Source organism: Mycobacterium sp. IDUB_19 (assembly GCF_055419445.1).
Map to the genome: position 1 here is coordinate 21,277 of NZ_JBVAXR010000028.1, position 13,706 is coordinate 34,982.

The window sequence follows — 13,706 nt, forward strand, 5'->3', positions numbered from 1 at the left end:
ACAGCGTGACCAACCCGCGACTCGAATGGGCAAGCCCGGCCGCCGTCTTAATTGGACGTGAATAACGGGTAACGGCAACAAATTTCGACTGCGCGGATCCGGCCGGTCATTCGCCGCGGGAGATGCGTGGACGGTGGCCGCGAGACGGTATCGCCGCTCCTACCCTTCGAGCCCGCTTCGGGGGCTTTCGTCACTTGTGAAAGTCCTTGAATGAGGCGAACATCGCTAGGTGCGATGTGCAGCTTTGGCTCCGCGCGGCAACCCAGAGAGGCTCCAATGTCGTCAGCGCCCCAGGTGACCCACGCGCCGGACTCACACGCTCTGACCGCGAAGCAGGTCGCCGCCGCGCCCGCTGACGACGTCCTGGGCTGGTTGGACAGTTCGGCGGTGGGACTGTCGGGCACCGAGGCGTCCGCCCGGCTGGAGCGCTACGGCCCGAACGCGGTGCGGACCCATCGTGTCAGTGCGCTGGCGGTATTGGGCCGTCAGCTGCGCAACGCGGTGCTCATCTTGTTGGCCGGCACCGCAATCGTCTCGTACTTTCTGGGCGACAGCATCCAGGCGGTCATCATCGGCGTGATCCTGGCGGCCAGCATCGGCCTGGGCTTCATCAACGAATATCGTGCCGAGCACGCCGCCGCCGAGTTGCATGCACGGATGCAGCACAAGGCCCTGGTGCGCCACGACGGGGAATTCGTCTCGGTCGACGTCACCGAGCTTGTTCCGGGTGATGTGATCCGGTTGTCGTTGGGCGAGGCAGTTCCGGCCGATGTCCGGCTGATCGAAGTCAGCGGTCTGGAATGCAACGAGAGCATCCTGACCGGGGAATCGACCGGATCAGAGAAATCGCCCCAACCGGTGCCCGCCGGAGCCGAACTGGCCGAATCAACCAACCTGGCTTTCATGGGCACCATCGTCAGCGCCGGCCAGGGTACCGGCGTGGTGTATGCCACCGGCAAAAATGCCGAATTCGGTCGCATCGCAGCAGGTTTGGACACGCGGCAACCCGAAACCGATTTCCAAGTAGGGCTGCGGCGGTTCTCCTACCTGCTGCTGCAAGTCGCGATTGCGCTGATGGTGATCATCTTGATCAGCAATCTGCTGTTGGCCAAGCCGATCATCGATTCCGTGCTGTTCTCGCTGGCGATCGCGGTCGGTATCACACCTCAACTGCTGCCCGCCGTGGTCAGTGCCAGCCTCGCGACCGGGTCACGACGACTGGCCAAGGCGAAGGTGCTCGTCAAGCGGTTGGTGTGCATCGAAGATCTCGGCGACATCGACATCCTGATCACCGACAAGACCGGCACCTTGACCGAAGGCCGGATCCGCTTGGTCGACACCGTTGATGCTGCCGGTGCACACAGCGAGTCGGTCCGGCGTCTCGGGTTACTGGCCACCGATGTGGACCCGGAATCGGGTGGCGTCAGCGCCAACGCGCTCGACGCCGCGCTGTGGGAATCGCCGCAGCCACAGCAATTGGTCGGCGGTGGTGCGCACCGGATAGCGATGCTGCCGTTCGATCATGAGCGCCGGGCGACGTCGGTTCTGTTTGACGACAACGGGAAACGCGTGTTGGTGGTCAAAGGCGCTCCCGAACAGATATTGACCCGCTGCCAGGCGACGGCGGCGGTCGCACAAGACACCCTTGCGACGTTGTTCGGCGCCGGACGCCGCGTAGTGGCCGTGGCCGCCAAGCCGGCAGCCGAGCTGACCACGATCACCCCCGACGACGAACGCGATCTGATGTTGGCCGGGTTCTTGGTTTTCGCCGACGAACCCAAACCCGCCGCACGCCAGTCCTTGGCTCGGCTGGCCGACCTCGGGATTGAGCTGAAGATCGCCACCGGCGACAATCCGCGGGTTGCCGAAAAGGTCTGCGCCGATCTCGGTTTGGCGTCCAAGGGCACCATCACCGGCACACAGCTCGAGCCCCTCGGTGACGATGAGTTCGTCGAAGCCGCGCAAAACCACACCATCTTTGCCCGCATCTCCCCCGAGCAGAAGGCGCGGTTGATCGTCTCGCTGCGGCGCCACGGGCGGTCGGTCGGCTTCCTGGGCGACGGTGTCAACGACGCGCTGGCCCTGCACGCCGCCGACGTGGGGATCTCGGTCGACAGTGCCACCGATGTCGCCAAGGATGCGGCCGACGTGGTGCTGTTGGAAAAGGACCTGGGCGTGCTGGCCACCGGTGTGGCCGAGGGCCGGCGGATTTTCGCCAACACCATCAAGTACGTGCTGATGGGCACGTCGAGCAACTTCGGCAATATGTTCAGCGCCGCCGCCGCCTCGGCATTATTGCCGTTTCTGCCGATGCTGCCCAGCCAGATCCTGCTGAACAATCTGCTCTACGACTCCTCGCAGCTCGCGATTCCGACCGACCGGGTCGACGAGGAGCAGCTGCAGGCGCCGTCGCATTGGAATGTCGCCTTCATCCGCCGGTTCATGCTGGTTTTCGGTCCGATCAGTTCGCTGTTCGACTTCATGACCTTCGGGTTGATGCTGGGCGTGCTGCACGCCGGCGCCATCGAGTTCCGCACCGGCTGGTTCGTGGAATCGCTTGCGACCCAGACACTTATCATTTTCGCGATCCGCACCCGCAAGGTTCCCTTCTTCCGCAGTCGACCGAGCGCGTTGCTGGCGATCACCACTCTCACGGTGGTCGCCGTCGGCGTCGTGCTCACGATTTCGCCGCTGGCACACACCCTCGGCTTCACACCGCTGCCGTGGCCGTTCTTTGCCGTGCTGGGCGCGTTCGTCATCGTTTACCTGGTGCTGGTGGAGTTCGCCAAGCTGATGTTCTACGCCGAGCCGATACGCCTCGCCGGACAGCCGCACCGGACTCGCGGGCGTGAGCATCGGATTCGGCGACGTGCCGCACGCTTCCATAGGGTGACCTCATGAGTGAAGAACACGCGCTAGTCATCGTGGCCGGCTATCAGGACCTCGACTCGGCCCGCCGCGACTTCCAAACGCTGACCGGGAAAGTCAAAGACAAGAGCTTCGCGTTGCGGGATGCGGTGCTGGTCGGCAAGGACGCCGGAGGCAATCGCGTCGTGCTCGACATCGGCAATCGCCTCGGCCGGCGCGGTGCCAAGTGGGGCGCCGGGGCGGGGCTTGCGGTCGGCCTGTTCTCGCCGGTGTCGTTGGTCGCGGCGGCGATCGGCGCCGCCGCCGGAGCCGCGGCGGGCACCTTCATCGACGGGCGGTTCAAGAGCGGCCTCGGCGACAAGATCGGCGAAGCGATGGCCGCCGACAGCGCCGTGATCATCGCCGTAACCCCGGGCAACTGCCGGCTGGCCGTGCAGCAGGCACTGGCCGGCTCGCCGATGAAATCGGTTGCGGAGATGAGCCATTGGACGTTGCGCGGGTTCAGTGCGGCGCTGGAAACCGCCATGGCGAAATTCAATCCGGACCGTACCCGGCTGCCGATACCCCAGCGCAGCTTCGGCGGCACCGTAGGCCGCACCGTGGCGGAGTCGGTCGGCGACTGGACGATCGTCCCCGGCGCCACCGCGCCCGACGGCGCACCGAACGTATTGATCGTGCTGATCGACGACGCCGGGTTCGGCGGACCGGATACCTTCGGCGGCGCCATCCGCACCCCGACGCTATCCCGGCTGGCGCGCAGCGGGTTGGCCTACAACCGCTTTCACGTCACCGCCGTGTGCTCACCGACCCGGGCGGCGCTGTTGACCGGCCGCAACCACCACCGGGTCGGCTTCGGATCGGTGTGCGAGTTCCCGGGACCTTACCCGGGCTACTCGACGGCCAAGCCGCGCAGCTGTGCTGCGCTGCCGCGAATTCTGCGCGACAACGGTTATGTGACAGGCGCTTTCGGCAAGTGGCACCTGACCCCGGACATCGTGCAAGGCGCGGCAGGGCCGTTTGACAACTGGCCGCTCGGCTGGGGATTCGATCATTTCTGGGGATTCCCGTCCGGCGCGGCGGGCCAGTACGACCCGATCATCAGCCAGGACAACTCCGTTATCGGCATACCGGAGGGTCAGGACGGCACGCCCTATTACTTCCCCGACGATCTCACCGACAAGGCCGTTCAGTGGTTGCACACCGTGCGGGCGGCCAACGCGACCAAGCCGTGGATGATGTACTACTCGACGGGCGCCACTCATGCGCCACATCACGTGTTCGCCGAGTGGGCCGACAAGTACCGGGGCAAGTTCGACGAGGGCTGGGATATCTACCGGCAGAAGACCTTTGAACGGCAGAAGCAGCTGGGCATCATTCCGCCCGACGCCGAACTCACCGAGCGGCCCGATCTGTTCCCGGCGTGGGAGAGTCTGTCGGAGACCCAGCGCAAGCTCTACGCCCGGCAGATGGAGGTGTTCGCGGGGTTCTCGGAAAACGCGGATTGGAATGTCGGCCGCCTGCTTGACGCGATCGACGATCTCGGCGAGTCCGACAACACGCTGGTCTTCTACATCTGGGGCGACAACGGCGCCAGCATGGAGGGCACCAACACCGGTTCGTTCAACGAGATGACCTTCATCAACGGCCTGGACCTCACCGCCGAGCAGCAACTGCAGCTCATCGAGCAATACGGCGGGATCGAGGCGCTCGGCGACGAGCACACCGCACCGCATTTCGCGAGCGCCTGGGCGCATGCCAACAACACCCCGTTCCAATGGGGCAAGCAGATGGGCAGCCACCTCGGCGGCACTCGTGATCCGATGGTGGTCGCTTGGCCCACCCGGATCCGGCCCGACGCGAGCGTTCGTGACCAGTTCACGCACTGCATCGACATTGCGCCAACTGTGTTGGAGGCCATCGGTTTACCGGAGCCGGTTAGTGTCGACGGCTTCGACCAGGAGCCGATGGACGGAACCAGCTTCATCCACACCTTCGAGGATGCGGCGGCGCAAGAGCGGCACACCGTGCAGTACTTCGAAAACTTCGGCAGCCGCGCCCTGTACAAGGACGGCTGGTGGGCGTGCGCCCGGCTGGACAAGGCGCCGTGGGACTTGTCGCCGCAGACGATGCAACGGTTCGCGCCCGGCAATTACAACCCGGACGACGACATCTGGGAGCTGTACTACCTGCCCGACGACTTCTCCCAGGCCCGCAACCTGGCGGCCGAGCGCCCCGACAAGCTCGCCGAGCTGACCGAATTGTGGTGGCAGGAAGCCGAAAACAACCGCGTACTGCCACTGCTCGGCGGGCTCGCGGTGATGTTCGGCGATTTGCCGCCGCTGCCCACCACCGCGCGCTTCAGCTTCGGCGGCGGCGTGCAAAACATTCAGCGCGGCATGGTCCCACGCATCTTCGGCCGTTCCTACGCGATCGAGGCACGGCTGCACATTCCCGACGGCGGCGCGCAGGGAGTGATCGTCGCCAACGCCGACTTCATGGGCGGGTTCGCGTTGTGGGTCGACGAGCAGCGCAGGCTGCACCACACGTATTCGTTCCTCGGCGTGCAGACCTATCGGCAGGTGTCGACCGAGCCGATCCCCGTCGGCGACGTCACGGTGCGGATGCTGTTCGAATCCGCGGAGCCCGTCGTCGGTTCCGGTGGCCGGGTGACGCTGTGGGCCGGCGACCGGTTGATCGGCGAGGGGGAGCTGCCCCAAACGGTGAGCCTGGCCTTCACGTCATACGCCGGGTTGGACGTCGGCCGCGACAACGGGTTGGTCGTCGACCGCGACTACGAGGGCAAGGCGCCCTACGCGTTTACCGGGACCGTCAAAGAGGTCGTCTTCGATCTCATGCCGGTCCACCAGGACGCCGAGAAGGCGCTACACGAGCACGCATCCGTGCAAGCTGTCGGGCAGGGTGCCGCGGGCTGAGGCTCAATCGCCTGGCAGCTGACGGGTGAGGGCGTCCATGATGCCCTGATTGATGCGATCCGCGGCCAGGGGGCTGGCAAACGGGGGCGGTGCCCCGCAGGTACAGGAAAATTGGTTGAAAACCACGTCCGCGCTCGCCGGTGCTGCAAGCCCGACAAGGGCACCACCAAGGACTGCGCAGCCGATTATTATCTTTGCGATCACTTTCAAGCCTCCGTTTGTTTACCTGTCGTTAAACATTACACTCAGGCGGAGGTTAAAGATTGACGGCTCGCCGTCCGATGGTTAGGGCTGCCCGATCGTCAGGCCGGCGGCGGTGGTGCCGGCGGCGCGGGTGGCTCAGGTGGCGGCTTGAATTGCGGGCAGTAGGCGCGGATGGCCGCGCCGACGAAGTAGCCGGCGTCGTAGTCGGGCAGGCTACTGCTGTTCATCACGTCGACAACCACCTCGGCGGGCGTCATGCCTTGTGCGAGGTACTCGCAGACCTTGCGGGCTGCGGCGATCGCTGCTGGGACGGAATCGTGGGTGATGCCGTCGGATACCAGGAGTTGGATGAATTTGTCGTCGTTCGCGTCGGCGTGGGCGGCAGGGGCTAAGCCTGCGCCGAGCACACCAAGCGAGACGGCCATCGCAACTACGAGTCGGGTGCCCGACGGCATTTGCACGGGGCCGGGCTTGCCAATTTTCACGTCCCTCATCATCGCTCAAATCGCGATCGTTGCCAACGTGACCAAATCTGACCAACAGTTGAACATGCCCGTTTTCATCGCGGGTGCAGGTATGACCCGCCCGACCTGATCGACCCGTACCCGAGGTCGGTAATTTGGCGGAATGCCGTACGGACGATGGTTATCGCTGGCGCTGCTGGCGGCCTGTCTCGTCGGCTGCGGCGCACAGCATGTTTCGGCCGCCACCGCGCGCGATCTGTCCGGGACGTTCCGTTCCGGCGGCATCAACCGGACCTACCTATTGCACCTACCGCCCGGCGATCCCGTCGGTCTGGTGGTCAGCCTGCACGGAGGCGGGGGCACCGGAAGAGGGCAGCGGGGTCTGACCGACTTCGATGCCGTCGCAGATGCCAATAACCTGCTGGTGGTCTATCCCGACGGCTATGACAAGAGCTGGGCCGACGGAAGGGGGGCGTCGCCCGCCGATCGCCGTCACGTCAACGACGTCGAGTTCCTGGTCGGGCTGGCTGACAAGCTGCGCAACGACTACAACATCGCCCCGGGACACGTCTTCGCCACCGGAATGTCCAACGGCGGCTTCATGGCCAACCGGCTGGCCTGCGATCGTGCTGATGTTTTCTCCGCGATCGCGCCCGTAGCGGGCACATTGGGCGTGGGTGTGGCATGTAACCCGTCGCAGCCGGTTTCGGTGTGGGAGGCGCACGGGACCTCCGATCCCCTGGTGCATTTCAATGGCGGGGACGTGCGCGGTCGCGGCGGGCTGAGCCACTCCATCTCGGTCAAGGCCATGGTGGACAAGTGGCGCGCTGCCGATGGCTGCCAGGGTGATCCGGTCGCTCAGATATTGCCCAACGTCGGCGACGGCACCGTCGTGCACCGCTACGAATCAACGACGTGCGCGGCCTCCACCGAGGTGGTCTTCTATCAGATCGACAACGGCGGGCACACCTGGCCGGGCGGTAAGCAGTACCTGCCCAAGGCGGTTATCGGGCCGACCACGCGTGCGCTGGACGGGTCGGAAGCGATTGCCCAATTTTTCCTGGCGCACGCTCGCGATTAGTCGCGTCGATTCGCATTGTTCCGCAGGAGTTCCCGGCCCGGTCGAACGAAATGTTCCCAAAGTTCTCCGATGGTATTCCCGAAGTTTTCCTGCGGGTAGCGGCCGCATTCAGCGCTGACAGGACGGGCACCAATAGGCCACCCGCGCGCCGGTGTCGTCGACATTGATGCGCGTGCCGCAGCGACGGCAACTTTGTCCGGCACGACCGTAGACCCAGAGCTGCCGGCCTGCCCGGGTATCGCCGGTGGTACAGCGGTTCCAGCGGAAGCGGTTGGCCCACAACATGTCCCGGGCACGGGCGACCATGCGGCGCGGATCGGCGATGACACTGACCGGCGCGGTGGGCAGATGTCCGCTGACGAAACACAGCTCGTTGCAGTAGACATTGCCCACCCCGGCCAGCACCCGCTGGTCCAGCAACGCCTCGGCGATCGGCCGGTCCGGGCATTCCGCGAGGTTGGCGGCGGCGACCCGGGGATCCCAATCCGGGCCCAGCAGATCGGGCCCCAGATGCGCGACCGCCTCGCCGTCGTGGTCGCGGTCCAGGATCTCGAGTGTGCCGAGATCGACCCCGACGGCGCGAATGTCGCTGGCTTCCAACACGATGCGGGCCCGGTGATCCACCCGGACCGGGCGGTTGCCGACTCGCCAGCTGCCGTCCATCTTCAGATGCGAGTGAATGCTGGCCCGCCCCACCCGGATGAACAGGTGCTTGCCCCGGCTCAGCACCTCGTCCACCACGTTGCCGGTCAGGTCGACGGTGGCGAATTGCGGCACCCGGACGTCGCAGCGGGTCAGCGTCTGCCCGGCCAGGTGCTCGGCCAGCACGGCCGCGGTATGCCAGACGGTGTCACCCTCGGGCATGGTTGGGGTCCATGTTCACCGCAGCCTCATTCCGCGTGGGGTACGGGCGAAGCCGGCGTCTGAGAGTGCCTCGGCGACGGGACTCGGCCCGCCGGCCAGCGGCTGCAGCGCCGGCACCCCGTTGATGCGTTCGACCAGGATCGACTCGACGCGCCGGGCGGAGACCAGGTCGGCCAAGCCCTGAGCCGCGGCGTGGTTGGCGCCGGGATCGTCGGTGAATGTCAGCAACGATCGTCCGCCGCGTTCGAGGAACCAGGCCAGCTCGCCGTCGACCAGCACGACGAGGGCGCCGGCCTTGCGGCCGGGGCGGGCGCCCTCAGACGTGGGCCAGGGCAACGCGGCGCCGTAGGGGTTCGCCGGGTCGGCAGCGGCCAGCACAACCGCCCGGTATTCGGGCCGCTCCGGGTCGACGCCGTCGAGATAACTGCGCAGCCGGTCGACGGTCGAGGCGACGGCGAATTGCGCGCCGCCCAGCGACTCGACGAAGTACCCACGCTGACACCTGCCGGCCTCTTCGAATGTGCTCAGAACCTTGTACAGGGTGGCGAATCCGCCCGGCACATTTTCCGACACCACCGCGCCTCTGGTCAGCACGCCATGCCGGTTCAGCAGCAACTCGGCCTGGTAATGGGCGCGCAGTGTGGAATCGGGCTCGCAGGCCGGCAGCGCCGACCACCGGCCGGCCACGGTGGGGTCGGTGGTCCGAGCGGGCGGATGCGCGACGCTGTACCGGCTCAGCCGCGGCGGCCGGCGGGTGCGGTGCGCGGGCGCGGAGCGCTTACGGGTCCCGGTGCCCGTCAGCAGTGCGCGCACCGGGGCGAACGTGTCGCCGGTGATCCAGCCGGCCCAGATCAGCTCCCACAGCGCAGCTTTGAGCGCCGTTTCGCCGGTCCCGTCCTGGGCGAGCTGCCGGAAGAAGTACGCGCCGCCCCCGGCCAGCGTTTCCAGGATCGCGCGATGGGTGTCGGTGAAGTCGATCTCGTCCGGCGTGGTCAGGGTCAACGGAGCGGAATCGCCGGCGTGCAGCACGATCCACCCGTCGCTGCCCGAGATCGACCCGGCGCCCGACCAGGTGACCTCCCCGGCCGCCAGCAGCTCATCGAGCATCGCCGGTGAATAGTCGGCCACCCGCGGCGCCAACACCAGCGGTTCGAGCGCCGACGCCGGTATCCGGACACCGGCCAGCTGATCGATCACGGACATCAGCCCGTCGGTGCCGCTGGCGGTGCCCAGGTGATGCCAGGCGGGCAGGAACCGCCCGTAGGCGCCGGTGCTGACCGGCTCGACCTGGGCGCGCAGCGCGGCCAGCGAACGGCGCCGCAGAATCCGCAGCACGTCGGCGTCACACCACTGCTCGCCACCGATGCCGCCGGAGCCGGCCGAGGCGGCTTCGGGAGTGACGAAATCACCGCGCACCAGCCGGTGATCGCCGGCCAGCCGGTTCAGCACGTCGGCGGTCACCCGCAGCCCCAGGCCGAACCGGGCTGCGGCATCGGCCGTGGTGAACGGCGTGCGGGTGCGCGCATAGCGGCCCAGCAACTCGCCCAGCGGGTCGGCCACCTGCTCGGTGAACGTGGCCGGGACGCCGAGCGGGACCGCCGTGCCGAGCCCGTCGCGCAGCCGGCCGATGTCCTCGATGGCCACCCACCAGCTGCGTCCCGCGTACGACACGGTCAGCGCGCGCCTGGCGGCGCGCAGGCCTTCCAGCCAGCCGCCCACGTCGGGGGCCTGCGCCCGAGCGGCGACCTCGTCTTCGGTCAGCGGACCCAGCAGCCGCAGCAGGTCCGCGACCGCCTCGGCATCGCGGGCGGCTCGGTCGGCGGACAGATGCTGCAATTGGCGACCGGTGGCGGCGACCACCTCGGGATCGAGTAGCTCGCGCAGTTCGACCCGGCCGAGCAGCTCGGCCAGCAGCGTGCTGTCCAGCGAGAGAGCCGCGGCGCGGCGCTCGGCCAGCGGGGAATCACCCTCGTACATGAACGCGCCGACGTAGCCGAACAACAGCGACGCCGCGAATGGCGAGGGCTTGGCGGTCTCGGCCTCGAGCACCCGCACCCGGCGCGCGGCGATGCCGGTCATCAAATCGACCAGCGCCGGGACGTCGTAGACGTCTTGCAGGCATTCCCGGACGGTCTCCAGCACGATCGGGAAGTCGGGGTATTTGCGTGCCACTTCCAGTAATTGGGCCGCGCGCTGGCGCTGGTGCCATAGCGGCGAGCGGCGGCCTGGGTGCCGGCGGGGCAGCAGCAGCGCGCGCGCCGCGCATTCGCGGAACCGGGACGCGAACAGCGCCGAGCCGCCCACTTCGGCGGTGACGATCGGGTCGATCTCGTCGGCGTCGAAGACGAAAAGCTCTGCGCCGGCTGGGGTTTCCTCCAACGTGTCAGGCAAATGCACGACGATGCCGTCGTCGGAGGCGGTCGGCTTCTCGTCGATGCCGTAGCGTTCGGCCAGCCGTCGGCCCACCGCGAGCGCGAGCGGTCCATGCACCCGTAGCCCGTACGGCGAATGCAGGATCACCCGCCAGTCGCCCAGCTCGTCGCGGAATCGTTCGACCAGCAGGGTGGTATCGGTGGGCACCGTCCCGGTGGCGCTGCGTTGATCATCGAGCAACACCCACAGGTTGTCGGTCGCATAGTCGTTGAAACCCAATGCAGCACAACGTGTTCCGAACTCTTCGCGGCCCAGGCCGGCCAGTTCGCCGGTGAATGCGCCGAGCGCGGCGCCGAGCTCGGCCGGGCGGCCCACGCCGTCGCCGTGCCAGAACGGCAGCCGGGCCGGTAGGCCCGGGGCGGGAATCACCAGCACCCGGTCATGGGTGATCTCGGTGATCCGCCAGCTGGTGGCCCCCAGCGAGATAACGTCACCGGGGCGCGACTCGTAGACCATCTCCTCGTCGAGTTCACCTACCCGCGAAGGCTTTTCGGCCTCGCTGGCCAGGTAGACGGTGAACATCCCGCGGTCGGGGATCGCGCCGCCGGAGGTGACGGCCAGCCGTTGCGCGCCGGGCCGGGCGGTCAGCGTGCCGGTGTCGCGGTCGTAGACCAGCCGCGGTCGCAGCTCGGCGAATTCGGTGGACGGATACTTGCCGCTCAACAGGTCCAGGGTTGCCTCGAACACGCTGCGCGGCAGGGTCGCGAACGGCGCGGCCCGGCGCACCGTGTCGAACCAGCGGTCGGCGTTCAGCGGCTCGAGCGCGGCCGCCGCGACGGTCTGTTGGGCCAGGATGTCGAGCGGGTTGGCGGGCACCCGCATCGTCTCGATCTGTCCGGCCAGCATCCGTTGCACGCTGACCGCGCAGCTGATCAGGTCGGTGCGGTGCTTGGGGAACAGCACGCCCCGCGAGACCTCGCCGACCTGATGGCCGGCCCGGCCGATGCGCTGCAGGCCGCTGGCGACCGACGGCGGTGCCTCCACCTGGATCACCAGGTCGACGGCGCCCATGTCGATCCCCAGCTCCAGGCTCGAGGTGGCCACCACCGCCCTGAGCAGTCCGCGCTTGAGGTCCTCTTCGACCAGGGCGCGCTGCTCCTTGCTGACCGAACCGTGGTGCGCACGGGCCAGCAGTGCGTCTGCTCCGTAGGTCTGCCCGCTGCCCATGATGTGCGCCGGCGAACCACCGGGCACCTTCCGATTGGCCCTGTGATTATCCGGGGTCGACAGCTCAACACCGCTACGCTCGGCGTGAATCTCGTTGAGCCGTGCGGTAAGTCGCTCGGCCAGCCGTCGCGAATTGGCGAACACGATGGTCGAGCCGTGGGCTTCGATCAGGTCGACCAGGCGGGCCTCGACATCGGGCCAGATGGTGTTGTCCGTCAGGTTGGCCATGTCGGGCACCGGCACTTGCACGGTGAGCTGGAAGGACTTGGCCGACGGGGGAGCCACGATCGTGGTCGGGGCGTCTCCGGACAGGAACCGCGCCAGCTCCTCGGGCGGACGCACCGTCGCCGACAATCCGATGCGCTGGGCGGGCCGGCCTTCGCGGAGTGCGTCGAGCCGCTCCAGCGACACCGCCAGGTGCGCGCCTCGCTTGCCGGCGGCGATGGCGTGCACCTCGTCGACGATCACCGTCTGGACGCCGGCCAGGGTCTCGCGTGCGGCCGAGGTCAGCATCAAGAACAGCGACTCCGGGGTGGTGATCAGCACGTCGGGCGGGGAGGTGATGAGCTGGCGGCGGCGCGCCGGCGGGGTGTCACCCGAGCGGACTCCGACGCTGATGTCGGGGGACCGCAGACCGTCGCGCTCGGCGATTCTGGTCAGTCCGGCCAGCGGGGTGCGCAGGTTGCGCTCCACGTCGACCGCCAGCGCCTTGAGCGGTGACACGTACAGCACGCGGGTGCCGGACGGCCGGTCGGCAGGCAGACTAGCGAGAGAGTCCAGGGCCCACAGGAACGCGGCCAGCGTCTTGCCGGAGCCGGTCGGCGCGATGACCAGGGTGTTGTTGCCGTCGGCGATGGCATCCCAGGCCGCCGCCTGTGCGGTGGTCGGGGCGGGGAAGGTGCTGCTGAACCACTCGCGGGTGATCGCGCTGAACCGCTCGAGTGCTTCGGTGCTCACCTACCCATCGTGCCAACAGGCACCGACAAAAGCTCCCGCTATTGCGGTTGATGACGGGCGGTGGCCATGGCGTGGGCCAGTTCCTCGGGAATCTCGGGAACCCGGGTGATCGCGTCCAGCAGCGTGTGCGCGCACGAGTCGGCAAGGCGCTCGGCACTGGTGGTGGGGTCCATGATGCGCTGGCGGCACAGCTCGAAGGTGAACGCGATCCAGCCGTTGAGGATGACCCGCAGGTCCCGCTCGACATCCGCGTGCAGCGCCTTTTGCCCGGGAACCTTGGCGACGACCTCGCTGATTCGCGTCATGATGTGTTCGAGTTGGCGGTTCTTGGCGTCGTCCTCGACGCCAAGCAGAACCGGGTCGGACCGGCCCAGGCCGACATAGGCCGCCCACGCCGCCTCCGGGTTCTGCTCGTGGTAGGCCATGTAGGCCAGCACACCCATCCGTGCCTCTTCGAACATCGTCAGGCCGGTGGCGGGCTCTTTGTTCGTGGCTTCGTAGAGCCGATCGGCCTCGTCCTTGACGACCGCGGCGAAGAACGCACGCTTGTCGGGGAAGTAGTGATACATCAGGGCGCGGGAGACACCGGCCCGCTCGGCGATCTCGTCGATGCGCACTTCGTCGTAGGGGCGCTTCCCGAAGACTTCCGCACCTAACGCGAGCAGTTCGGCGCGCCGATCCTCGGGGGACAGCCGCCTCCTAGCCGTTGGCATGTGTCAGATAGTACTCACGAAG

The 13,706-nt window shown here is 67.3% G+C and carries 7 protein-coding genes; 3 read left to right on the top strand and 4 right to left on the bottom strand.

Annotation, left to right across the window (positions count from 1 at the left end; translation table 11 throughout):
• Positions 1–276: 276 nt before the first annotated feature.
• Positions 277–2,901 carry a magnesium-translocating P-type ATPase gene (mgtA, locus tag ACZY0B_RS19930; protein ID WP_463765935.1) on the top strand — a complete coding sequence of 875 codons (2,625 nt, stop codon included), beginning with the start codon at positions 277–279 and terminating at the stop codon, positions 2,899–2,901.
• Complete coding sequence (locus ACZY0B_RS19935) at positions 2,898–5,801, top strand: sulfatase-like hydrolase/transferase (protein ID WP_463765936.1); 2,904 nt, start codon at positions 2,898–2,900, stop codon at positions 5,799–5,801. The genes mgtA and ACZY0B_RS19935 overlap by 4 nt, the downstream gene beginning before the upstream one ends.
• Positions 5,802–6,103: 302 nt before the next feature.
• Here ACZY0B_RS19935 and ACZY0B_RS19940 read toward each other — a convergent pair whose 3' ends face one another.
• Entirely contained in the window at positions 6,104–6,490 is a 387-nt protein-coding gene (locus tag ACZY0B_RS19940) for a DUF732 domain-containing protein (RefSeq protein ID WP_463765937.1), read from the bottom strand.
• Positions 6,491–6,632: 142 nt separating this feature from the next.
• On the opposite strand from ACZY0B_RS19940, the gene ACZY0B_RS19945 reads away from it, so the two are divergent.
• Positions 6,633–7,550, top strand: coding sequence for an extracellular catalytic domain type 1 short-chain-length polyhydroxyalkanoate depolymerase (locus tag ACZY0B_RS19945; protein ID WP_463765938.1), 918 nt, complete (start codon positions 6,633–6,635; stop codon positions 7,548–7,550).
• A 108-nt stretch (positions 7,551–7,658) separates the two neighbouring features.
• On the opposite strand, the gene nei2 is transcribed toward ACZY0B_RS19945, so the two are convergent.
• The 3 genes from nei2 to ACZY0B_RS19960 are packed head-to-tail and all read right to left on the bottom strand — an operon-like array spanning position 7,659 to position 13,684.
• The gene (nei2, locus tag ACZY0B_RS19950) at positions 7,659–8,414 is read right to left on the bottom strand and encodes an endonuclease VIII Nei2 (protein WP_463765939.1); all 756 of its coding nucleotides are present in this window, start codon (positions 8,412–8,414) and stop codon (positions 7,659–7,661) included.
• A 15-nt stretch (positions 8,415–8,429) separates the two neighbouring features.
• On the bottom strand, positions 8,430–12,971 hold the full coding sequence (locus tag ACZY0B_RS19955) for an ATP-dependent helicase (protein ID WP_463765940.1): 4,542 nt from the start codon (positions 12,969–12,971) through the stop codon (positions 8,430–8,432).
• Between the two features lie 38 nt (positions 12,972–13,009).
• Positions 13,010–13,684, bottom strand: coding sequence for a TetR/AcrR family transcriptional regulator (locus ACZY0B_RS19960; RefSeq protein WP_463765941.1), 675 nt, complete (start codon positions 13,682–13,684; stop codon positions 13,010–13,012).
• Positions 13,685–13,706 lie beyond the last annotated feature (22 nt).